This window comes from Mucilaginibacter gossypii (genome assembly GCF_900100945.1).
GTDB classification, from domain to species: Bacteria; Bacteroidota; Bacteroidia; order Sphingobacteriales; family Sphingobacteriaceae; genus Mucilaginibacter; species Mucilaginibacter gossypii.
This window is the reverse complement of record NZ_FNCG01000012.1, coordinates 124,085-145,503: the sequence shown is the minus strand read 5'-3', so window position 1 is coordinate 145,503 and position 21,419 is coordinate 124,085. Positions and strand designations below refer to the sequence as shown.

Here is a 21,419-nt window from a genome sequence, read left to right as displayed (position 1 = left end):
TTTTTGAATTTATTTGAACCTTAAAAACTTGCTATTCATTAAAAAGTCGGATTCTTATAAAGAAAAGTCTAATTAATACAATCTGGTTAAAAGGTGGTAAAATATATTTGTTTCAGAATAAGCCAGGGTGGTTAACTGCTTAAGGGATGGCTGAAAATTTAGCAATATTAAGCAGTTATGTAAATTATTTGCCAAACCATTAGTCAAACAGCTCAACGCCGACATTACACCGATAATTAAACAAATAAGCTAAATACCAATCTGGAATATTTAAATTCTTTGCACTGTTTATTTAAATGCCAAAAGCGCTAATTATGAAAATAAATACCTGCTTATTACTACTTGTACTGTGTTTGTATTACAATGGATACGCCCAGCAAAAGACCATCACAATTAGCAGCCCCGACAAACAAATCAATGCCCACATATTCATCATCAAAGGCAAATTATTATACAACGCAGCAGTTAATAATACAATGTTAATAGCACCATCGCGGCTGGGTTTAACTGTTGATGGTATCGATCTGGGAGTTGAAACCAAATTTGCAGGTACTACTTCAAATAAAAGGATAAAAGAAACCTATACTATCAACGGCGCTCACAAAACGGCACGTAACGAAGCGAATGAAATTATAATTCCTTTGCTAACAGCAGAGAAGAAATTCAACTTGATTGTGCGTGCCTATAATGACGGCATTGCTGTACGTTACACATTACCTTACGATACCAAAAAAATCAATGCCGACTCGACCTCATGGGAGTTTGCCGGAAAAGTAACGCAGGTTGCCTGGTCGGGTTATAACGAAGGTTATGAGGGCCTAAGTCATGTAACTCCATTGCCATCAGTTCCACAAAATACACCAATAATGGGGCCCTTAACTTTTAATGTAAACGGGATTTTTGCCTCGGTTTCCGAAGCTGATTGCGAAGACTTTTCAGACATATCTTTTATACGTCATGATAATTCTTTCAAAGCAAACTTCCCCTTTTCACCCAACGGTTGGGATGTACAATCGGATAGCGATACCGAACATTCTGTACTTAAAGGCATTTATGAAAATCAAAAAGTATCTCCCTGGAGGACAACCATCATAACTAAAAATTTAACAGAACTTGTAAACTCAGACCTACTCACTAACCTTTGCCCGGCACCACAAAAGGGTAGCGATTTTAGTTGGGTAATGCCCGGGCGTTGCTTATGGCAATGGTGGAGCGTTGGGGCTCCCCGGTTTGCCGAACAAAGAAATTGGTATGATGCGGCAGCTAAATTAAAATGGGAATATTATTTAGTAGATGATGGATGGCGAAATTGGAGCGAGCCGGGTAAAGATCAGTGGCAGCTTTTGGGAGATGTAATAGCATATGGAAAAAGTATTGGCGTAAAATCAATTGTTTGGGTTGACTCTAAAGAAATGCGATCTGCAGCGGCACGCTATTCTTATCTAAAGCGAATCAAAGATCTGGGAGCAGCGGGTATTAAAATAGATTTCATCCCCCCTGCAACGTCATCTATTATGCAATGGTACATGGGTACCATGCAGGATTGCGCAGACCTTAAGCTGATGCTTAATTTTCACGGAAGTGTTAAGCCAACGGGATTGACAAGAACCTATCCCATGGATATTACAAGAGAAGCAGTTAGGGGTAACGAATATCACATGACCCGGTATAAAAGGACAGCGCCGTTAGACCATGACGTATCTGTGCCATTTACGCGTTTTACAGCCGGTGCTGCAGATTTTACTCCGGTAATACTCAACCCGGAGCAACTTACATCGCAAAAATTCACCTGGGCCCATGAATTTGCTCAATCCATTGTATATCTTTCTCCTATTACACACTTCGCGGACGAATATAAATTTTACCTGGAGAGCCCAATGTTTGATTTATTTCAGAAGATACCCACAACCTGGGATGAGACAAAAGTTTTAAGCTGTACCCGAATGGGTGAAATTGTTGCTTATGCGCGCAAAAAAGGAAACACCTGGTGGGTTGGCGTAATGAATGGTGCCGATGCACGCGAAATCAAGGTTCCGCTAAACTTTCTGCAGCACTCAACAAAAGGGACATTGATATATGATGGAGCAGATACCAACGCATCTATTCACCGCGAAGAAAGATTACTTAGTCCCAAAGATACGATTACTATGAAGCTATCGCCGGGAGGCGGCTTTGCAGCTATGTTACAGTAAACAAGGCGTTATATGGCATATGGCGCGCACGGGCACAAGCCAAGCCAGTTAAGCACTTGTTTTGTATAACGATGCGAAATCAACACAAAACACATGATCAATTAATATGTATGTTATTCCGTAACGCCTGTAGCAGCCCAAAAAACAAGGTATCCGGCTTTATCTTTACTTACAGTGACCTTTTTAAGGATGCGTCCGGGATCAGGATGAATATTCAATACATCAATATTATGATGATCATTTTCTGTTATCTTATTTCCCGGGTCCCATTTAGCCAGGCCATGTACTAAGTAGCTCAGGTTTGAGTTACCTTCAGGTATATCATTATAATAATCGGGCAATTTAAAACCTTTAAACTCGCTACCATCGCTATAAGTTAGTGTAATATGTAGTTGCGAAGGCCCTTCGGAACTGGTAAGGCTAAGATACAAACCCGAATATTTTTTTTGAGGCACATCAAAGCTAAAACTATCAGCACCCGCAATACAGCGGGCTTGATTATCTTTCTTTCCGTTTTTATAATGGAGCAGTATAGCCGGGTGAGCCGAATTTGCTGCAATTAATGGATCATCGGGCAAGGCAAGTACAGCTTTGTCCCCGTTTAATAATGCAGCCGCCATGGTAAGGTAACCATCCCCTTTACCACCGCCATCAATACCGGTTACCCAACTTTGTAGTTTACCACCGGCAACTGTAGTTACAGGACGGGCGTTTAAAAGTTTACTGATATTGATCTGGATAACTTTATTACCCACCTGACTACTGGCCATAGCACTGGATAACAGAATGATAAAAAGCATAGCGTATTTAAAGTTCATTATTAGGATAGTTGGTAACTAAAGATAGCAGAAAGTGTAAAACCTTATTGCATTAATATTCGTGTTGGCCCAAAATAATTGCGCTACCTTTGCCGCATGGACGTAATAGAATGTATAACTAACTAACAAGCTATTACACGTTAATACAGAAAATTTATTAAACGCCGGTTCTGTTGAATCTGAACGCCCGAATTTAAAAAGGGATGATCCGAATGTCATTTACCCTTCGATTTGCGCTTTTGCTATTGATTTTAAAATATAGACGGGGGGAATATTCTAATCAATAGTCAGTTATCAGTTTGAACGTAAAAACGAGATATCACCTGCTAAATGTTATGTAAATTCCCACCTTGGCAGGATCGTTGAACATGTTATTCGTCGATGTAGCATTGGTATAAGTGAAATTGCCCTAACGCTACAAGCCAGCCGCCCTGGCGTTTTATAAGTTGTGTGATAATCTGCAGAATGCTGTTAAAGCCAATTTACATACATTCATCGAAGAAATGATACCTCAAAGTGGTAAATTCTCTCTGTACCTACCAGGGGTACCGGATAAATAGCCCCCGCCACCTTTGGGCGGGGCACAAGCCATTTTTAAATATCAGGTTTAATTTACCGCGATATGTTTCGCGGAAGGGCTTTTAATCTGGTGATTATGCGGAACCGTAATTTTCAGCACGCCGTCTTCATATTTGGCGACTACCTTTTCCTTATCGGTTCCTTCCGGAAGTGTGAAGCTGCGGCTAAAGGAAGAATAATTGTACTCTTTGCGGGTATACTTTTCCTCTTTTTCTTCCTTACTTTCTTCCTTTTCGCTGCTAATCGTTAGAACGTCGCCATCCACATCGATCTTAAAATCCTCTTTTTTTAGCCCCGGTGCCGACATCGATAAGACATATTGGCCCTTATGGTCGATAATGTTGACTGCCGGGACGTGCAGTTCCTTCCTTAAAAAACCGCCATCGAATAATTCGGTCCAGGGCTTGAAAATATCCTCAAATAAGGCGGGTACCTTGTCGGTAAATTTGCTTACCACTTGTGTTTTCATGACATTAAATTTTAAGTGATTAATAATTTTCAAATCTAAAGGCGGCTTGCCACCAGAAATAGGATCCCGGTCATCCCCAAAAATGACCCGAATCAGGAATTCATGGCGCATAGTATTTGACCAGGACGACATGGCCAAAATCTCCAAGCACGCCGTCGGCCACGAATTCTGCGTCGCCGCCACCCTTCAACACCTTTTCCAGCGCATCGTCGACTGCGTCGCGGATGTACGAAAAATGATCATAGGGTTCGGTCAGCGCTTCAATCATCCCGGGTTCAGCGCTATGCATGGCCGGAAAACTATAATTCCTTTCCACGACCAGCAACTGGCCTTTGCCTTCGGCGGCGGCCCGCCACACATCGTAAACCCCTTTAGCCAGCCGCTGCCGGCCCGCGGCCTCGTCCAGCCGTACCAATAATTCGCATTCGCGTTGCTTTTGCAGGCTGGCCAGGCAAGGTGCAATCACCTCCTGTAATTCAGTTAGGGTAGCATGTTCATAATTACCCGCTTCCTGACCGATGATCGCGGAAGTATGTTTGCTGATTTTTCCAAAATGGCCGAGTATCCTTTCAGCACCAAGCAGCAGAACAGGTAAAGAATACTCATGGATCAAATTGCCCAGCTCCTCGTCTATATGGCGTAGAAAATTGTCGACAACTACCTGCTTATGCTCGCTGACGTCTGAAAAATTTCCAACCCTTTCCGGGCCATCCGGCACATAATCATAAATTGACCGTGGTATGTTAGAAGGCAATGGCTGCAAAGTGCCGCGATCTCCGAGAAAAATCTTGGTTTCCTGACCGCTTAGCACCAGCAAAAGAACTTTATGGTGCTGTTTGGCGTCGTACAGCAGATCACGGATCTCGAAAGATTCGTCGATCACCAGCTTTTCGGTTACGGAACAATCAGTGTACAGCACCTTTTCAAATACCGGCGACACATAAATAGCAATTCCTTTCTTGTCAGCGGGCAGGATCAGCCCCTCCAACAGGCTTTGCAGCTTTTTGGTCAGGAGCGCACATTGCTCTTCTGGATAATCGCGGCGCAATTCCCGCGCAGCGTTATCGGCTGCTATCTTTAGCTTATGTGCTATTTCTGCCTTAAGGCTAACCTGCGCATCCATTGGCAGGATCAGCGATAAAGCAGGACGGTAATGTAGGGCATTCAGCACTTCAATGATATCCGGGCTAAGTTGAGTTTTCATGGTTCTTTTTTCTTAATATCCTATTCGGTCGCTGCGGCCGGCGACATAGCCTTCCGATTTAGTTCATGTTCGGCCAGGTATGAAAGCCGCTCGTCAATTTCTTTCTCATCCAGCTCCGCCTGGTGAAACATCAGGCCGGCCTTTTCCAGTCTGACAGCCCCGGCAAACGCAGCCATCGTACCATAAACACTGATCTTGAAATGATTAATGCTTTGTATGGCCGACAGCAGGCAAACATCTCTTACCTCGGGGCGGGTACATGCGGAAAGCCTGTCATCCACATCCGCGATAAAAGCGCTCATTACACCGTTGCCCGGTATGCAGGCGGTGATCTGTTCTTCCCGGCGGAATGCTCCCAATTGCCGGATATGTTTTTCAACAAGATCCTGATAGCCCAGCATCAGCATTTTCAGGGAGGCCGAGTTACCTTTGTTTATCCACCCGAGTACGCTGCTTTTCAAGAGCATTTCTGCACTGATCATCCGGCTGACATCCTCATACAGGAGTTGGCGGAGAGAGGAAGTGGTTGACATCGTTTCCATTGCAAAGTTTATGGGTCAAAACTACCCTTATGGTAGCGGGATAGCGATGATGGTTGTCATGTCGGTAATTGATATTCATCACCTTGGCGATTTAAAGTGCTTGAGATCAGGCATTGCAGTGTCGGCAGTCATTCTTCGGTACCGGCCCGCCGGGTAACTTTGATTTCAAATTCAGTATAATGGCCAAAAAAAGCAATAAGCCGACTACTCTAACCGATGCGGATCTGCTAAAAACGGATTTTCCGATCTGCGAAAAAGACGAGCAGGCGCAATGCATGGAAAGGATGCGGAAACTGCAAGCTGAAGCACTAAAATTATGGCGCGCATTAAAAAAGAAATGTAAATGAAAAAGTTGCTTGTACTCACCGATTTTTCAGCTAATGCGGCTCATGCCGAAGTGGCAGCGCTGGATATGGCCCGCAAACTGGGCGATGGCATCCTCTTATATCATACCCTACCTTATGTCCCGTTGATACCGGGCAATGGCGGCGGCCCCTATGTGACCGAAACAGCCGGGATGCTCTTTGAAGACAGCAAAGAACGCCTGATACAAGAGGCCGACAAACTCAGGGAGACTGCCGTCATGACACGGGGCTTCCATGTGGACATAGGGGAAAGAAACGGCGAAGGAATCCTGGGCGACGTCATCGGTGAACTTACTGCAGCGCCGGATATTGAAATGGTGATCATGGGTGGCAGGTCTGGCGACGCACTGGAGCATCTGCTCGGCGGCAGCGACACAACGGCGGTCATCCGGAAAGCCCGCAAACCGGTACTGATCATTCCTCCTGATGCAGCTATAAACCTTTCTGGAAAAATTGTTTTTGCCACGGACTTCGGCATCGCCGATATAGCCGCAATAAGTTGCCTGCAAGAGCTGTTGCCACGTATGAGTTTTGGCCTTGACATTGTCCATATCATCCAACCTGGAGAAGTAGTTACCCATATCGGCGCCGAGGTCGCCTTCCGTAAATACCTTGATCATCACGGGCTCAACTATAACCATGTGCAAGCGGATGACATCCATAAAGGGCTACAGAATTACTGTATTAAAAACGGCGCCAGTATTTTAGCCATGACCCATGGGCAACACTCCTTTATTTCCAGGTTCTTTGGTCATAGTGAATCACAGGCAATGATCTCCGGTCAGCAATTGGCAATTTTAGTTTTTCCGCCCGGTCTTAAATATGACGGACAACCTGGCAACCAGCCTCCGCCGCGGAACTTACGCAAAACGCCTTTACTATAAATTAAAAAATTTCGACCCATGTTTTATTTTTATCACGGTTATCATTTTTGGGGAATGCACTTGTTATGGTGGCTCCTTTGGTTAGTTATATTATTTGGGATATTTGCAACGCCCTATGATCTTCCAGGTCAACGGAAAAGAAAGGATTCGCCCCTTGATATCCTGAAGAAGCGCTTTGCCTCGGGCGAAATAACCGAAGAGGAATACAGGGAAAGAAAGAAGATATTGGAAAATGAATGATATAAAACGGTCATGAAACGTTTATTGAAAACACGAAAAGTAAATGGAGACATAAATCCGTATCCCTTCCTGCTCCTGGTGGCCGTGATCCTGGCCCTGATCTTCATCGTGTTCCATTTTATCTTCCAGAGCCGCGCTTTTTAATCTGCCTGAGCATCCAGTATAGGCCTTTGACATTAGCTTGCCATTGCGGCAGTATCAATACGAGCAGGATTTCTTCGGCGAGGTCAATGATAGTTAAGCCGGCGGTGAGGTAAAACAGGAACGGCACAGGTTCGGGCAGGAAAAAGACCAGAACCAGGAATACCCCCTGCAGTACAGAGGCGACCTTTGCAGCGTAAGTATGAAAACTGGTCAGTTTACCATAACGGATCAGTGCCATGCAGTTCTGCATAGCATAGAGCGGGTCATGCCCCCAACCAGTAGCCATTCGCCGCGCAAAAAGCCGGGCCGATACAGGAGGATACCCAGGATCGCCACCAGTATGGTCAGGTCGTCGGCAACTGAATCGATGCGCGCTCCCAGCAGGCTAATCACTTTAAAACTGCGGGCCAGCCAGCCATCGATGGCATCTGTAAAAAAGCTCAGGGCCAACAACCATTTAAAAACAGTGAACTGTCCTGTCAGGAGCAAGAACAACAACAGCGGTGCGGCAACCAGTCGGTAAAAAGTGATCAGGTTAACCACCCGGTAGACTTTGCTGCTCACCATGCCAACAAGATTAAATAAGCAAAAATAAATGGTGCCGAACCTAACAGGCTGTCGAACCGGTCCAGCATCCCGCCATGGCCCGGCAGGATCGTACCGGAATCTTTGATATCCAGGCTTCGTTTAAGCAGCGATTTAACAAGGTCGCCAAAAGTGCCGGTGATGACGATCGTGACCGACAATATAGCTAATTCCGTTGGACTTAAAAGCGTGAAAAACTGAGCAAGCACACATGCTACGGTTAAGGCCGCGGCCAGGCCACCCACACTGCCCTCCCAGGTTTTTTTTGGAGATATCCGCAAAAACAGCGGATGCCTGCCCAGCCAGCGTCCGGACAGGTAGGCTGCTGTATCATTAGCCCATAACAACAAAAAACAACCCGCGGGCAGCGCGAAATGGTAGCTGCCGTGCGGCCTGGCTAAAAATGGAATCGCGGCGAAGCAACAAAGGGGTAACGTGATTATAATGACACCTAAAAAGGTAATGGCCAACCCCTGGAAAGGCTTTTTGGTGTGGCGGTAAAGCGCTGCGACAAAAATGCTGAAAGCGACGGGTATCACCATGAGCGTCCATTTCCAACTGGTTAAATGGGTTATGGCGCCAAAGCCTGAAAGCATCAGGACCATAGACAACAAAGCGGCGCCTATCTTCGAAGTCTTTGCACCAGGTATTTCCAGCAGGCGGTAAAATTCCATGAGGCTGAGCAGGTCGATCAGCAACAACAGCGTCATAAAACTATAAGGGCCACACCAAGTGGCAGACATGATTACTATAACCAGGCCTGTGCCGGTAAAGGTACGACGGCTAAATTCTGTCATGGCGAAGTGAATTTTCAGCACAGATCAATAGGGGTATTTTCCCGTGTCCGACTGCATTCTTCAGCGGTTTTTTATAGAAAAAAGTCCAAATACAATGACGATCATGATTTTTTTTGATAAACCGGGAACACCAACAACGGTATCTTCTGATGTGCGAGTTCTTTTTTCGCTACGCTGTCACTGAACAGCCGTTTAAAAAAAGTGTACTGATGATGGGTCATGCCCAGCAGATCCGCGCGGGTTTGCACGCAGAGCCGATTCAAACGAACGACCACTTCCTTTCCCCTGATCTCTTTAATGGAAACAGGGCGTTTTAGCTCCACCAACTGACGGCTGAACGCATTTTCCTTTTCGATCTTTCCTACATCGTTCTCACCGTTCAGGGTAACGTGAACGATCTCACTTTGGAAATCCAGGGTTTTGCTTAATTCCTCCAGGTAAAGGATCGCCTTCAAGTCCTCAGGTTCAAAATCGGTGGCAAAAACGATTTTAGATAGCTGGTCCAGGCCAGCTTTCGGTGGCACGACGAGTACCGGGCAATTTGCCGTTTCTATAACCTTCCAGGTATCACTACCAAAAAAAACATGATCGGCCGCACAATCGGTGGAGGCACCTATCACTATCATCTCAAATGCTTGTCCGGCAATTTCCTTCCGCAGTTCTTCCTGAAGGCTACCTTCACAGTAACGGGCACTGAGCTGTGGTTTATATTTGCCGCCCGTGCCGGAAATATGGTCTTTCAGTTTCGATAAAGCATCGTGAACGGCTTCTTTGCCCTCATCGGGTCCAAGTATTGCGCGGGCGATCATGGCTCCCCCGGCGTAGCCCGGCATGACCGGAATCTTCGGTTCACAATGCCATAACACCAGCCCGGCATGCAGTTGATCGGCGAGCCAGGCCGCAGATTCGGCCGCGTGCGCAGCGTTTTTTGAAAGGTCTGTCAATACAAGTATGCTTTTCATAAATAGTATATCAACTAATGACTACTGCAAAATACCAATTGTTGAGTGGCTGGTAAATGACGGAGCGCACATTGGAATATGATCCTGGGCCAGGTTTAGCCGCGTTGGAGGTCCCGGTAAAGGAACAGCCCCACCGGGATAGGCAGCCAGAACGTGAAAAAGCGAAAAAGCAGGGTTAAGACCAGCGCTGCGTGTACCGGTACCCCCAGCAGCGTAAAAAAGAAGGTCATCGCGCTTTCGTAAGCGATTAGCGCACCTGGCGAAATGGGTAATGAACCGATAACCAGGGTCAAAAGTAACCCGAGCATAATTTTGGAGCCCTCAAGTGTTACATGAAAGCCCTGCAGGATTGCAAAGACGGTTAGGGCATCAAATGTGAGGATAGCCATTTGTAGCATGACCGCAGTGGTGACAGAGCCGTTGTTTTTGAATAAGGCCCGCCAGTTGGTTTGTTCGCCTTTTCTTGAAGACAAAAGACTGGCTTTTGCAATATGCCGCCTAAGCCATTTATACCGTTTCAGTTTCCGGAAGATAAAAGAGAGTGCTCGCCTGTCGGCGACGATAAGCATCAGTATGCTCAACGCTGTAAAAAATACAATCCCGGTGCCCACCGTATAACTGATAACACGGTTTACTCTTACGGTATGAAAGGCGTACCAGCCATAAAAAGCAGCTAACAGCACCAAAATAGCCATATAATAGCAAATAGACTCCAGGACCAGGGCCTTAAATGCGGCCAATGCCGGAACCTTTCTTTTGACCAGCTGGCCGAATATGTAGCTATTGCCGCTTATTCCCCCTGTCGGTAACGCCTGGTTAACAAACATGATCACTACTGACAGCTTAAATAGGGTCAGAATATCAGCGTCCCCGGTTTGACCGTTCAGAAGTGTGCGGAGAATCAGTACATTGAACAGATATGTTGTTAGTTGAGCCGCCAGGGCCAGCAAAAGCCAGACCATGCTCATCTGCAGCAATAGCGTGCGAATGTCCCTCAGCTTACCGATATAATGAATGACAAGATAAAATACCACGACGGACAGCGTGTAAAACAAGATACGCGCAGGGCTGAACAGTTGTTGTTTTTTCGGGCCAGCCATGATCGTTTTATCTGATCAGATCATTGCGCTAAATAACCTCCGTCGACATTATAGTAAGACCCGGTAACGAAGGACGCTTTGTCAGAATTAAGCCAAAGCGCCAGTTCGGCCACTTCTTCAGGCTTACCCAGCCGGCCCATCGGGTGCAATCCCTTAAGCAGGTTGATGGTTGTATCGTCCAGGACATCGAGCAACGGGGTTTGAATATAGCCCGGACCAACAGCATTGATGCGTATTCCCTGATCAGCGTATTCCAATGCTGCGGCCTCTGTTAAGCCGATCACGCCATGTTTAGCGGCCACATAAGCCGGCGAACTTTTGGTACCTACCTTGCCCAAAATAGAAGCCATATTCACAATGCTTCCTCCCCCAGAATGGGCCATGGCCGGGATCTGGTAGTGCATCCCATAAAAGACGCCGGATAAGTTAATTGAAATAACTTTGTCCCAGCCATCGAGCGGATACTCACTAACAGTATTTAACGGACCGCCGATCCCGGCGTTGTTAACCGCGATATGAAGGCCACCGAATTGCTGGACAGTTTGTTCAACCAGCTTTTTATGCTCATCCGGAACAGAGGTATCCGCTTTAACAAAAATGGCATCTCCGCCTTTTGCTTTGATCGTTGCAAGTGTTTCCTTTCCTCCTTTTTCATCGATATCGGAAACCACAACTTTAGCGCCCTCCGAGGCGTACAAAACGGCGATTGCCTTGCCAATTCCTGAACCGGCGCCAGTAACAATAGCCACCTTGTTTGCTAAATTGTTCATAACTATCAATCTAAATTATTGTTGATTAAACCTTCTTTTGTATAAGATAAAGATACAGGAAGCAGCGAAAACGCCCATGTCTTTAGTCATGAATCCTTATGACCCTGATCACAATTTTGAAGAGCGGCATAACGTCAGAGATCCACGCTGTAACGTATGGACAACGTAAAATAAGGATACGTTCCGATATCGCTTCCCTTTTATAATGACCTTTTAACGCGAAATAGCCTGGTTCGGCATATACTGAAAAAGTATCCGCAAAGCGGTAACTGATGGCGTTCAAAGGCCGCTGAAAATCCCCGGTCAAAAAACGGCCTCCATCATGCAATTAAGTAACTGTATTACGCTGTGCGCGGAAATTATAGAGAATGCAGGGCTCAACGCTATTGCGTCACGAAGCGATATATTTAATGCAATATTGGAAAGGTATACGTTACCCGCCTGATAACCGGGGCCTCAGCAGCATTCCATCCGGTCAATAAAGATGGCATTATTTTTCGCCCGCGGGTGCGGATCGGGTTTTTCATTGCCGTAACCGAAAATGATCGCCAACTCAACTTCTTCTGCGGATGGTATCCCAAGCTTATGATAAACCGGTGTTTGTTCAATGTATTTACCAAACCCTACAGGGCAGCTATCCAGGCCCAGCGATTTGGCGGCCAGCATCATGTTTTGCGCACACATACCGATATCCAGGCCCGCCCATTCATTCCCTTTGGGCGAGGTGATAAATACAACGACCGGCGCGCCATGAAAGATCGGATCGTCGGATTCCAGGCCAATAGGCCCTGGTGAAAAATGCAACAGTGTTTTGAGCGTTTTCACTGGATGTTTAACCGCAGCATGTGCAACTGCTTTTAACGCAACCTTGCCAATCGCCTTAGAAAATGATGTGATGGTATCCCTGTGGGTCACGATATAGAACTTCCAGGGTTGCCCGTTCATGGCAGAAGGGGCCATTCGTCCGGCATCTATTACCTTTTCCAGGATATCATCATCGGGCATATCCTGCAGATATTGCCGCACCGCTCTTCTTTTAAAGATCGTTTTCAAGGTTTCGTTGTCTGTTGCTATCTTCATGATCGCTGGGTTCAAACTTTTTCAAAATAGTTCCGGAAAAAGGCCTTCTCCAGGAGGGGGAAAATCATAGGGCGATGGTTCCTGAGGCAGTTCTTGGCGCTTTGTAGCAGGAGCTTCGGCCGGGGAGACGGGCGCTACGGGTTCAGCAGAAGGTTTTACTTCCGGTTGTGGCGGCACCGAGGGAGCTTCCGGCGGTACAGGCCTGCTATCGTTTCTTTTATTTTTCATCGGTGAATTTTATTAACAAAGTACCTGAATAGCACACAGTTTATAAATGATCAATATCAGAATCTCAAATGATGCTTGTCATCGATCCCGGAACTCGTTTAAGATCATATTTTAAAGACGCCACCGCATTTTCTGCGGACGGAATGCAGACCATCTTTGAATTATAAAAACCCGATCAGCCGGCACCCCCAAAAACTGTTAAATCAAACCTGCATTCAATTGGGTTGTGGTTACGGCATTATCTTGCTATATGTGATCCTTTCGCCCTTGATGGACAAGAGTACGGAAGACCTTTAAATGACCATGTTAAACCGCAAAGCGGTGGAAAGACTGGAGGCCGTTAACAAGGAGAAGGTTAACTTATACTTCAAAAGCACCTTTGCAAAAGATACAGCATTCAAAAAAGTTTTTACGCCCGCCTTGGGCAAGGGGATCAATAACAGTCCGCATTACAGCTTTACGATCGGGCAGGTAGAATCTTTTGAACGCAACATGAATGAGGCAGAAAGATCATTTTATTAGAAAAGGTAGTATATATTCGCCCCTTTCTCCTGCATACGTGCTTCACGCCGACCATTTTTCGATTCTAACCGCTGTGATTTTGTATTCGGGTGTTTGCACATATTTGTCACGCAGCGAACTGGTTATTTTATTGATAAAAACCCGGGCATCATTAAATGTACTGAATGCCTCACCTTTATTTAACGAGTTATCAATACATACCGTCAGAGAGGCTTCGCCATATTTGCTGACCACTCTTGCAGTATCTCCATCTTGCAAGCCGATGATATTTGCATCTTTTGGGTTTAAGTGAAGCAAATCTGCACGGCAAATATCTTTGTTGGCTGTTCTGTAGGTCATGTTACCTGCGTTAAAATGATAAAGCGTCCTGCCGGTTATCAGGATAAACGGATATGCGGGTGTTACCTGTTCAGGAGTAGGGCAAAATTCAATTATTGATAATTTTGCCCTGCCGCCTTCTCGTGGAAAAGTTTCGGTATGAAGAATGGTTGTTCCGGGGTGATCTGTAGTTGGACAGGGCCATTGGATACCATTATTATCCAACCGCTCATAAGTTATACCATAGGCTGCACTCCAGGTATCTCTTATTTCATTCCATATGTCCTGTGCAGATGAGAAGTTAAATAGTTCCTTTTTTTTCATCGCAGCCGCCATAATGCAAACAACCTCCCAATCTGCTTTCACTTCTTGTGGCCGGGATACTGCAGCTCTTACTTTTTGAATCCTTCTTTCCGTATTCATGAAGGTTCCCTCTTTTTCAAAAGAAGAAGCGCAGGGTAAAAAAACATCGGCAAACTTTTTCGCCGTTTCGTTCATAAACATATCCTGAACAATAATAAAATCAAGCATATCAAAAGCTTCTTTGGTATGCTTTGAGTTGGGCATAGTAAAAAAAACATCATACCCTATGATCCACATTGCCTTTAAATCTCCCGCTACAGCGGCATCAAGCATTTCAGGGAGAGTTAATCCCCGGGTGGCTGGAAGATCTGTCTTCCATAGCTCCTCAAATCTTTTTCGTTCTGTTTTTACGGAGGCCATCCCGGTATATACCGCAGGGTCGCAGCCCATAACAGCCGATCCCTGCACATTATTTTGCCCGCGTAAAGGGTTTATGCCAGCACCTTCTTTACCTATATTCCCGGTAAGCAGTGCAATTGTTATGAGCGCCATAACATTCTCCGTCCCTTGCGTATGTTCCGTTAACCCAAGACCGTGAAAACACATGGACGGGGATTTTTGCGCAAACAGGCGGGCCGATTCTCTTATCAGGCGTGGATGAACACCGCAGATTTTCGCTGCTCTTTCCGGTGTCCATTCTGCTATAAATTTTTTAAACTCATCCCATCCTTCGGTTCTGTTTATAATAAATTCTTCGTTATGCAACTTTTCGGATACGATAACGTGGGCCATTGCATGAAATAAAGGGATATTGGTTCCCGGCTTTAACTGAAGGTGAAAGGTGGCATATTCTGCCAGTTCTGTTCTCCGTGGATCTATCACGATGAGATTAGCGCCTTTAATTGCAGCTTGCTTAATTCTTGCACCTACTACCGGATGGCTCTCGGTGGTATCAGCTCCTGCAACCAGTATTGTTTTTGCCCTTTCAATGTCATCAAAAGAATTTGTGGACGCGCCCGTGCCCAAAACCATGCTCATGGCTTTGGCTGTAGGCTGGTGACAAACCCTGGCGCAATTATCCACATTATTTGTCCCGATAACAGCCCGCGCAAATTTTTGTATACAGTAATTGTCTTCATTAGTAGCTCTTGCCGAGCCGATGATGCTTATGCTGTCAGCTCCGTGCTTTTTGGAGATCGATGTTAATCTTTCCGCGCAATACTTAATGGCTTCATCCCATGATGCTTTCTTCCATTTACCGGCGCATCGTATCATAGGTTGTGTGATCCGGTCGCCGGCATACATGTATTCCCATGCATAACGACCTTTAACACAAAGATGTCCCTTATTAACCAGGGCATTTTTGGCAGGATGTACCCCTACAATTTTCTGCTCTTTTACTCCAATTTCTATTTCGCATCCCACCCCGCAATAAGCACAAACTGATCTTGTTATATCGTCGGGCGTACCCAATTTGATCGCCTGCTTGTCTTCAATGGCCCCAGTAGGGCATGCATCAGCACATGCGCCGCAACTTACGCATGAGCTTTCGGCGAACAAACTCTTAGAATCGGAAATAATTTTAGTCTTATCGCCACGGTTTATGATATGCCATACAAATTGTCCCTGTAGCTCATCACATATCTTTACGCATCTCGAACAGTTAATGCAACGTCCCATATCCACTTGCATATAGGGATGTGAACTATCAATAACCGGGGTGGTTGTATTTTTAGTTTCTTCTGTTATGCCGTAATGTTTTAGCCATTGATGAAATTCCTTTTGCGGGAATCTTGTTACCTCAGAAAAAGGATAATCCCTTGCCAACATTTGCAATATGCCTTTCCTATAATCCTCAATTTCAGAAGTATGTGTTTCCACTACCATTTTATCAGTAAGGAGGGTGCGGCAGGCCGGTTGCAATTGGTCCTGGCCTTTTACCTTCACCAAGCATGAACGACAAACAGAAAAAGGATGCAGGCGCTCATCATAGCAAAGAGCCGGCACATCAACGCCAATGCGATGAAGCAGGTTCAGAATAGTCTGACCTGCTTCGCCGTGATGCTCTTTATTATTAATGATGACACTATACATATCAAAGCATTGTATACGGGTAAATAGGTGGTAAAACTACAGGCACTATACCCCCATTATTGATCTGTTGTTTTATAAATAATTTTACCCCATCTAATTTTATCCCAAATTCTTTCATAAAAAAAATAACCGATAGTGGTGTAAACGTTACTGACTATCATAAAACCAACCGCAACTTTTATTTGTCCGGTAAACAGATAGATGGCTGCGAAATCAAGAATTAAAATGGCGGCCCTATAACTGATAGCTTTTACAATAGACCTGCGGACAGTTTCTTCTGCGTGATGAGTACCGGGAAATAGTTTTTCAATCATGTTTTGTCGGTACAATAAATATGGGTATTGTTGAATGCCTGATCACTTTTTCCGATACACTACCTACCAATAAACTGGATAACCCGGTTCTGCCATGTGTTCCGAGTACTACTAAATCAGCTTCCCATTCTTTTGCAACTCTCAGAATAGCCTCATAAGGATTTCCTTGTTCCACAAATGACCAAATTTTAAAATCACCAAATACTTTTTCAATTAATATTTGTTGATTATCAACATGGTTACTTTTAATAATTTCTGCCAATTCCTGACTTGTTGCCCCGGTTTCGCTTACTAAAACTGTTGTGTCAACAACGCTTACTAATGCGATTTCCGCATTGAGTTTCTTTCCTAATTGAAATCCTTTTAGTGCAACAATTTCAGATGTCGGGCCATCATCTGTTGCTATTAATATTTTTTTAAAATCGCTCATATGGTTATGCCTTATTTAAATTGGTGCTTACAATAGGCCCGAAATGAAAGAGCTATAAATTATATCAATTAAGTTGTGTTAGCCCTTTTATAAAGATATTCTGAAGTTAATTACAAAAGAATGATAATAATCATTCTTTTAAATATTGAATAATACGCGATGGATTTTGATTAACCACCAAATTTCATTTTTAGAGCATAATGAGGCGCTGTATAACAGACGCCTTCCTAAAGCAATTATAATTCCTTACTTGTTTTCTCAATTTCGTAAAACAAAGAATTTCAGGCTACCCTTTTTTTTATTTAAAGCTCGTGGCCATAAAAGCATTTCGTTTTCAACATTTGTTACTCACCGTAAAATCGCTATCGTTGTTGCCCGGGAAATGGTTTAGGGCTATGAAACAAGCATTTACCAGCACCACATTGGCACCCGGTTTTGCTGCGATTGCCAATAAGCTATCGGCCGTACGCATAGTCCTGGCAAAAAAATCGTCATAACCGGGAAGTCAATTTCATGCTAAGTTCGGGTGTAAGAGTATTTTTAAAATGCTCCCCACCAAATCAACTGCCCGGCCTTATTTTACTATCTTTAAATGTACGGCATACCTAATGCATCTTATACCTTACGTGCGCGAGGGGAAGACCTCCGCGGGCCAAAAATTTAAAAACTCAACTTGAATCGTAAAAAGCACCGGTGATTAACCGCTTCATATTTTTGCGCTTGCTCAGCAAAAATGACTGCCATACCAAATTCACATCGAGGTTTGTAATGTAATTTTTATCATTTCATAGTATAACCGCAATCATTTTGCATCACAATAAATACTTATAATTTACAGTGGTTTATTTAAAGCTGTAAGTTATGAAAAGAATAAAATTGACGGGCATAGCCCTGTTACTGATCGTGGCCGGATGCGCCACATCCAAAATTACAAGCTCATGGAAAGCCAAAAATGCTGCCCCCCATAAATATAATAAGATACTGGTATTAGGACTTGTCCGGGCCGCAGACCGGACTCTTCAAGAGAACATGGAAAACCATATGGCGGGCGATTTAAAGGCCCGGGGTTATAATGCTGTAGCATCAATGCAGGAATATGGCCCCAAAGCCTTCGACAAAATGGACGAGCAAACGGCAATGAGCAAAATTAAAAATGACGGAATTGACGCTGTTATCACTATCGTAATGCTCGATAAGGAGAAAGAAAAAAGCTATGTCCCGGGCCATATTTATTACTATTCACCCTATAGCTATTATTACAATCATTTCTGGGGTACCATACAGCAATATCCCGCCGCATTTATGAGCCCGGTTACTATGTGACAAATACCCGGTACTTTTGGGAAAGTAACCTCTATGAAATGGACACCCAACAATTGATCTACTCTGTACAAACACAGTCTTTTAATCCATCTGATTCAGAGGCCCTTGGCCATGAATACGGGCAACTGATCCTTAAAGACATGGTAAAACAACAAGTAATTCAATAGGAAACCGGATAAAGCCTGAGGTCAAGAAATACCCACTTGTCCTTATCATATAGTTTGTCTAACAAATCTTCATCTATGTCATGAACTAAAGCCATCTCTTTGGGAAAATATCGCTTAAGGTTAATAATAAAGCACTTCAATTTATAATTAAATTCTTGACCAAATATTGATCAAAGTAGTCTAACAGGTTATAATTTACTTTGACAGGCTGCTTATAACCGTGGCCTGAAAAATTTAATTCGTTCTCTCTTTTACTGCAAAGTGCATGATCTTAAGATTATCTTTGTCTGACTCAGTGACCCGGGTGCCCGGAACAAAATATTCCTTGTCAATATAAATATTCAGAAACCCGTAATTGCGCTTACATTTGCCAAATGGCAGGAATTGAATTTATAACTGTATTACAATTAGTTACATTCAAAAAGTAACAAATAAGTAACACTGCGATAGAAAATTTATCGCGGGGGCTTTAAAATGGAGAATTAAATTTTAATTCGATACTATGACATTCCTCCTTATTTTTACAACATGCCATTACACGTCAATATTGAAGATTTATTAAACGCCCGTTCTGTTGAATCGGAACGGCTCGAATTTAAAGAGGGATGGAATCCTGATGCCATATACCGTTCAATTTGTGCTTTTGCGAATGATTTTGAAAATGTGGGTGGTGGCTATATTCTGATTGGCGTGGAAGAAGAAAGCGGGATTGCCAAGCGGCCCGTTGTAGGTTTAAGTGCCTCCAAGATTGCCTCTATTCAAAAAGAGATGATCGGGTATAATAACCTGATTAACCCCGTTTACCATCCTAAACTCTTTATTGAAACTGTGGATGGCCAGCAAATTTTAGTTATTTGGGTGCCCGGTGGTTCTAACCGCCCTTATGAAGTGCCTGAACAAATTACGGCCAAACAAAAAAGATACTCTTATTATGTACGTAGGTATGCCAGTTCTGCTGTTGCAGATATGGAAACTCAGCAAGAACTGATTAGTCTGGCCAACCAAATTCCCTTTGATGACCGCTCTAATCAATATGCCAGCATAGATGATATTTCAATGGTACTCATTCAGGATCATTTGCGCCTGATAGGCAGTAAATTGATGGAAGCTTCCGATCAGCATGCCAAAACGGAAGTATTAGAACAGATGCTCCTGGTTGATGGCCCGCCCGAACACCGCTTTCCCCGGAATGTGGCATTGATGATGTTTAATGAACACCCGGAAAAATTCTTCCCGGCCACCTGGGTGGATGTCGTGTATTTTCCAATGGGTGAAGGAGAATCGGAATTTCTCGAATACCCGCGTATTACAGGCCCCGTACCTACTTTAATCAGAAAGACACTGGACTTATTAAAAACAAACTTTTTAAAGGAAAAAGTCATTAAGCAAGCTGACAAGGCCGAAGCAATCCGTATTTGGAATTACCCTTACGCTGCACTGGAAGAAGCTGTGGCGAATGCATTATTTCATCGTGATTATCAACTGAGGGAGCAGGTTGAAATCCGGGTTTCACCGGAATCCATCGTGCTGCTTAATTATGGTGGCCCTGATCGCTCTATCCGTCAGGAAGATTTTATCAGCGGCAGGATAAGGCCGCGCCGTTACCGCAACCGCCGGTTAGGAGATTTTTTAAAGGAACTCGATTTAACGGAAGGCCGTGCCACAGGCATTCCCACTATTAAACGTGTTTTGGAACGTAATGGCTCTCCTGAACCATCTTTTCGCACAGATGATGAACGTACCTTTTTCGAAGTAGAAATATTTTGTCATCCTGCTTTTAAAAACGATGTTGTTCTTATAGATGATGCCCAAAAGGAAGTGGCAAGTAATAAGGAAGGTAATAGAGATGGTAATAGGGATGGTAATAGAGATGTTATTTTGCTATCCCCGAAACAAAAGGAAATATTAAACTTTTGTCAAATCCCCCAAAGCCGGGTAGATATATTCAATCACCTTGGCATTTCGAATCAGCCTAAAAATTACCGCCTGCATATTTTACCACTAATACAAGCTGGCTATATCACTCTTACCGAACCTGATAAACTTTCCAGTAAATATCAAAAGTATCAAACCAGCAATACCGCTCCCACTACCTGAAATTCTTGTAATAAAATTTATTTGCCGTCAGTTGAAAGGATTTACAATAGTGCCATCATATGCTAAAGTTCAATGCATTTATCGGTATGATAGAGTAAATGCTCGTTGCGCTGAACGTAGCCAAGCTGATTTGTCAGCAATTTTGTATGACCTATTTTAAACTCAGGAATATTTTGATGGTGATGTCCGTAAATCCAATAATCCGGTGTGGTATCTAAAATCAAATCATCTAATATCGTTGCAAATGCCTCGTTCAGGTAGTCTCCTTTATATTCCGGAGGGTAGTTTTTAAAAGTTGGAACGTGATGTGTGATCACTACTTTTTTACCTGGTGTATCTTCTTCTAAAGCTGAGCGTAGAAACGTAAGGCTATTTGCGTGAAAATAATTATAGTCGGGAATTTGAAAGCGCTTTCCATCATAACTAATTTGATAAAAATCATTCAGGCCACGTTCTATCCGCCAGCCATTTAAAAGACTGATGGACGACCACAATGTGGAAAATAGTAACTGATGCGCGCCAATTTTTTTAACCACGTTATTTATCAGTGACACATTATTTCTGATCTTTTCTTCAAATGAACCCGATCTATTTGAAATATCACTTTGATAGTACTCGTGATTTCCTGGTATCCAATAAGTTGCTTCAAAGTGATCACTGATATAATCAAAAAAGTCCCTATGTCTATCTATCCTGGTAAACAAAGTAACATCGCCAGCCAATATCAAAATGTCGCCTATGGGCTTAATGGGGTTAGCTTTTACATAGGCTTCATTTTGGGAAAATTCTAAATGAAGATCGGAGCAGTACTGTAAAATCATGGCGTTTCAAAATTAGAAAAAAGGGCGCTTTAAAGTCATTATTCAGGACAATTATCTGATTTAACTTTTTA

24 protein-coding genes are annotated in these 21,419 nt (G+C 43.8%); 8 read left to right on the top strand and 16 right to left on the bottom strand.

Annotated elements, in window-relative coordinates:
• Window positions 1-314: 314 nt before the first annotated feature.
• Complete coding sequence (locus BLS28_RS20495; protein ID WP_091171852.1) at window positions 315-2,192, top strand: glycoside hydrolase family 97 protein; 1,878 nt, start codon at window positions 315-317, stop codon at window positions 2,190-2,192.
• 113 nt (window positions 2,193-2,305) lie between these two features.
• On the opposite strand, the gene BLS28_RS20490 is transcribed toward BLS28_RS20495, so the two are convergent.
• From BLS28_RS20490 to BLS28_RS20475, 4 genes are all read right to left on the bottom strand, one after another.
• Window positions 2,306-2,992 carry a hypothetical protein gene (locus BLS28_RS20490; protein ID WP_143020831.1) on the bottom strand — a complete coding sequence of 229 codons (687 nt, stop codon included), beginning with the start codon at window positions 2,990-2,992 and terminating at the stop codon, window positions 2,306-2,308.
• A 625-nt stretch (window positions 2,993-3,617) separates the two neighbouring features.
• A complete protein-coding gene (locus BLS28_RS20485; RefSeq protein ID WP_091171999.1) occupies window positions 3,618-4,058 on the bottom strand; it encodes an Hsp20/alpha crystallin family protein in 441 nt (146 codons plus the stop codon).
• 100 nt (window positions 4,059-4,158) lie between these two features.
• On the bottom strand, window positions 4,159-5,262 hold the full coding sequence (locus BLS28_RS20480; protein WP_091171848.1) for a baeRF3 domain-containing protein: 1,104 nt from the start codon (window positions 5,260-5,262) through the stop codon (window positions 4,159-4,161).
• Window positions 5,263-5,282: 20 nt separating this feature from the next.
• A complete protein-coding gene (locus BLS28_RS20475) occupies window positions 5,283-5,804 on the bottom strand; it encodes a YciE/YciF ferroxidase family protein (protein WP_091171846.1) in 522 nt (173 codons plus the stop codon).
• A 343-nt stretch (window positions 5,805-6,147) separates the two neighbouring features.
• Between BLS28_RS20475 and BLS28_RS20465 the strand changes: the two genes are divergently transcribed.
• From BLS28_RS20465 to BLS28_RS31405, 3 genes are read left to right on the top strand one after another with little or no spacing between them, the layout of a single operon-like run.
• Window positions 6,148-7,053: a universal stress protein gene (locus BLS28_RS20465; RefSeq protein WP_091171842.1), complete on the top strand. Its 906-nt coding sequence runs from the start codon at window positions 6,148-6,150 to the stop codon at window positions 7,051-7,053.
• Window positions 7,054-7,071: 18 nt separating this feature from the next.
• Window positions 7,072-7,293: an SHOCT domain-containing protein gene (locus BLS28_RS20460; protein ID WP_091171840.1), complete on the top strand. Its 222-nt coding sequence runs from the start codon at window positions 7,072-7,074 to the stop codon at window positions 7,291-7,293.
• A 12-nt stretch (window positions 7,294-7,305) separates the two neighbouring features.
• Complete coding sequence (locus tag BLS28_RS31405; protein WP_256337497.1) at window positions 7,306-7,437, top strand: hypothetical protein; 132 nt, start codon at window positions 7,306-7,308, stop codon at window positions 7,435-7,437.
• On the opposite strand, the gene BLS28_RS31270 is transcribed toward BLS28_RS31405, so the two are convergent.
• The 8 genes from BLS28_RS31270 to BLS28_RS20420 form a co-directional block, all read right to left on the bottom strand.
• Complete coding sequence (locus BLS28_RS31270) at window positions 7,412-7,675, bottom strand: hypothetical protein (protein ID WP_218134485.1); 264 nt, start codon at window positions 7,673-7,675, stop codon at window positions 7,412-7,414. The genes BLS28_RS31405 and BLS28_RS31270 overlap by 26 nt on opposite strands.
• Complete coding sequence (locus BLS28_RS31265) at window positions 7,666-8,001, bottom strand: CDP-alcohol phosphatidyltransferase family protein (RefSeq protein WP_218134484.1); 336 nt, start codon at window positions 7,999-8,001, stop codon at window positions 7,666-7,668. The genes BLS28_RS31270 and BLS28_RS31265 overlap by 10 nt, the downstream gene beginning before the upstream one ends.
• The gene (locus BLS28_RS20450) at window positions 7,998-8,819 is read right to left on the bottom strand and encodes a phosphatidate cytidylyltransferase (RefSeq protein ID WP_091171838.1); all 822 of its coding nucleotides are present in this window, start codon (window positions 8,817-8,819) and stop codon (window positions 7,998-8,000) included. Before BLS28_RS20450 ends, BLS28_RS31265 begins: the two co-directional genes overlap by 4 nt.
• Window positions 8,820-8,920: 101 nt before the next feature.
• Window positions 8,921-9,781, bottom strand: coding sequence for a universal stress protein (locus BLS28_RS20445; RefSeq protein ID WP_091171836.1), 861 nt, complete (start codon window positions 9,779-9,781; stop codon window positions 8,921-8,923).
• Between the two features lie 95 nt (window positions 9,782-9,876).
• Window positions 9,877-10,881: a lysylphosphatidylglycerol synthase transmembrane domain-containing protein gene (locus BLS28_RS20440; RefSeq protein ID WP_091171834.1), complete on the bottom strand. Its 1,005-nt coding sequence runs from the start codon at window positions 10,879-10,881 to the stop codon at window positions 9,877-9,879.
• A 20-nt stretch (window positions 10,882-10,901) separates the two neighbouring features.
• Window positions 10,902-11,651 (bottom strand): SDR family NAD(P)-dependent oxidoreductase, encoded by a 750-nt coding sequence (locus tag BLS28_RS20435; RefSeq protein WP_091171832.1) that lies wholly within the window; start codon window positions 11,649-11,651, stop codon window positions 10,902-10,904.
• A 456-nt stretch (window positions 11,652-12,107) separates the two neighbouring features.
• The gene (locus BLS28_RS20425; RefSeq protein ID WP_091171830.1) at window positions 12,108-12,731 is read right to left on the bottom strand and encodes a nitroreductase family protein; all 624 of its coding nucleotides are present in this window, start codon (window positions 12,729-12,731) and stop codon (window positions 12,108-12,110) included.
• A gap of 21 nt (window positions 12,732-12,752) precedes the next feature.
• Window positions 12,753-12,959, bottom strand: a complete 207-nt coding sequence (locus BLS28_RS20420; protein ID WP_091171828.1) for a hypothetical protein — start codon at window positions 12,957-12,959, stop codon at window positions 12,753-12,755.
• A 303-nt stretch (window positions 12,960-13,262) separates the two neighbouring features.
• Between BLS28_RS20420 and BLS28_RS20415 the strand changes: the two genes are divergently transcribed.
• On the top strand, window positions 13,263-13,481 hold the full coding sequence (locus tag BLS28_RS20415; protein WP_091171826.1) for a hypothetical protein: 219 nt from the start codon (window positions 13,263-13,265) through the stop codon (window positions 13,479-13,481).
• Between the two features lie 42 nt (window positions 13,482-13,523).
• Here BLS28_RS20415 and fdhF read toward each other — a convergent pair whose 3' ends face one another.
• Genes fdhF through BLS28_RS20400 form a run of 3 tightly spaced genes read right to left on the bottom strand, consistent with a single transcriptional unit; the run spans window position 13,524 to window position 16,940 of the window.
• On the bottom strand, window positions 13,524-16,196 hold the full coding sequence (gene fdhF, locus BLS28_RS20410; protein ID WP_091171824.1) for a formate dehydrogenase subunit alpha: 2,673 nt from the start codon (window positions 16,194-16,196) through the stop codon (window positions 13,524-13,526).
• A 56-nt stretch (window positions 16,197-16,252) separates the two neighbouring features.
• Window positions 16,253-16,510 (bottom strand): DUF2061 domain-containing protein, encoded by a 258-nt coding sequence (locus BLS28_RS20405; protein ID WP_091171822.1) that lies wholly within the window; start codon window positions 16,508-16,510, stop codon window positions 16,253-16,255.
• Entirely contained in the window at window positions 16,503-16,940 is a 438-nt protein-coding gene (locus BLS28_RS20400; RefSeq protein ID WP_091171820.1) for a universal stress protein, read from the bottom strand. Before BLS28_RS20400 ends, BLS28_RS20405 begins: the two co-directional genes overlap by 8 nt.
• Window positions 16,941-17,801: 861 nt before the next feature.
• Between BLS28_RS20400 and BLS28_RS20395 the strand changes: the two genes are divergently transcribed.
• The 3 genes from BLS28_RS20395 (at window position 17,802) to BLS28_RS20390 (ending at window position 20,527) form a co-directional block, all read left to right on the top strand.
• Window positions 17,802-18,263 (top strand): hypothetical protein, encoded by a 462-nt coding sequence (locus tag BLS28_RS20395; protein WP_091171819.1) that lies wholly within the window; start codon window positions 17,802-17,804, stop codon window positions 18,261-18,263.
• A 38-nt stretch (window positions 18,264-18,301) separates the two neighbouring features.
• Window positions 18,302-18,430, top strand: coding sequence for a hypothetical protein (locus BLS28_RS31400; protein ID WP_256337496.1), 129 nt, complete (start codon window positions 18,302-18,304; stop codon window positions 18,428-18,430).
• Window positions 18,431-18,958: 528 nt separating this feature from the next.
• Entirely contained in the window at window positions 18,959-20,527 is a 1,569-nt protein-coding gene (locus BLS28_RS20390; protein WP_091171817.1) for an RNA/DNA-binding domain-containing protein, read from the top strand.
• A gap of 62 nt (window positions 20,528-20,589) precedes the next feature.
• Here BLS28_RS20390 and BLS28_RS20385 read toward each other — a convergent pair whose 3' ends face one another.
• The gene (locus BLS28_RS20385; RefSeq protein ID WP_091171815.1) at window positions 20,590-21,348 is read right to left on the bottom strand and encodes a metallophosphoesterase; all 759 of its coding nucleotides are present in this window, start codon (window positions 21,346-21,348) and stop codon (window positions 20,590-20,592) included.
• Window positions 21,349-21,419: the final 71 nt, after the last annotated feature.

Bases quoted from the DNA above. Each gene is read 5' to 3' on its own strand.
- BLS28_RS20480 (WP_091171848.1), bottom strand. From the start codon at position 5,262: ATGAAAACTCAACTTAGCCCGGATATCATTGAAGTGCTGAATGCCCTA.
- BLS28_RS20460 (WP_091171840.1), top strand. From the start codon at position 7,072: ATGTTTTATTTTTATCACGGTTATCATTTTTGGGGAATGCACTTGTTA.
- BLS28_RS20400 (WP_091171820.1), bottom strand. From the start codon at position 16,940: ATGAGCGATTTTAAAAAAATATTAATAGCAACAGATGATGGCCCGACA.
- BLS28_RS20465 (WP_091171842.1), top strand. From the start codon at position 6,148: ATGAAAAAGTTGCTTGTACTCACCGATTTTTCAGCTAATGCGGCTCAT.
- BLS28_RS20395 (WP_091171819.1), top strand. From the start codon at position 17,802: ATGAAAAGAATAAAATTGACGGGCATAGCCCTGTTACTGATCGTGGCC.
- BLS28_RS20425 (WP_091171830.1), bottom strand. From the start codon at position 12,731: ATGAAGATAGCAACAGACAACGAAACCTTGAAAACGATCTTTAAAAGA.
- BLS28_RS20390 (WP_091171817.1), top strand. From the start codon at position 18,959: ATGCCATTACACGTCAATATTGAAGATTTATTAAACGCCCGTTCTGTT.
- BLS28_RS20435 (WP_091171832.1), bottom strand. From the start codon at position 11,651: ATGAACAATTTAGCAAACAAGGTGGCTATTGTTACTGGCGCCGGTTCA.
- BLS28_RS31405 (WP_256337497.1), top strand. From the start codon at position 7,306: ATGAAACGTTTATTGAAAACACGAAAAGTAAATGGAGACATAAATCCG.
- BLS28_RS20485 (WP_091171999.1), bottom strand. From the start codon at position 4,058: ATGAAAACACAAGTGGTAAGCAAATTTACCGACAAGGTACCCGCCTTA.
- BLS28_RS20385 (WP_091171815.1), bottom strand. From the start codon at position 21,348: ATGATTTTACAGTACTGCTCCGATCTTCATTTAGAATTTTCCCAAAAT.
- BLS28_RS31400 (WP_256337496.1), top strand. From the start codon at position 18,302: ATGGACACCCAACAATTGATCTACTCTGTACAAACACAGTCTTTTAAT.
- BLS28_RS20450 (WP_091171838.1), bottom strand. From the start codon at position 8,819: ATGACAGAATTTAGCCGTCGTACCTTTACCGGCACAGGCCTGGTTATA.
- BLS28_RS20490 (WP_143020831.1), bottom strand. From the start codon at position 2,992: ATGCTTTTTATCATTCTGTTATCCAGTGCTATGGCCAGTAGTCAGGTG.
- BLS28_RS20495 (WP_091171852.1), top strand. From the start codon at position 315: ATGAAAATAAATACCTGCTTATTACTACTTGTACTGTGTTTGTATTAC.
- BLS28_RS20415 (WP_091171826.1), top strand. From the start codon at position 13,263: ATGTTAAACCGCAAAGCGGTGGAAAGACTGGAGGCCGTTAACAAGGAG.
- BLS28_RS31270 (WP_218134485.1), bottom strand. From the start codon at position 7,675: ATGGCACTGATCCGTTATGGTAAACTGACCAGTTTTCATACTTACGCT.
- BLS28_RS20440 (WP_091171834.1), bottom strand. From the start codon at position 10,881: ATGGCTGGCCCGAAAAAACAACAACTGTTCAGCCCTGCGCGTATCTTG.
- BLS28_RS20405 (WP_091171822.1), bottom strand. From the start codon at position 16,510: ATGATTGAAAAACTATTTCCCGGTACTCATCACGCAGAAGAAACTGTC.
- BLS28_RS20445 (WP_091171836.1), bottom strand. From the start codon at position 9,781: ATGAAAAGCATACTTGTATTGACAGACCTTTCAAAAAACGCTGCGCAC.
- fdhF (WP_091171824.1), bottom strand. From the start codon at position 16,196: ATGTATAGTGTCATCATTAATAATAAAGAGCATCACGGCGAAGCAGGT.
- BLS28_RS20475 (WP_091171846.1), bottom strand. From the start codon at position 5,804: ATGGAAACGATGTCAACCACTTCCTCTCTCCGCCAACTCCTGTATGAG.
- BLS28_RS20420 (WP_091171828.1), bottom strand. From the start codon at position 12,959: ATGAAAAATAAAAGAAACGATAGCAGGCCTGTACCGCCGGAAGCTCCC.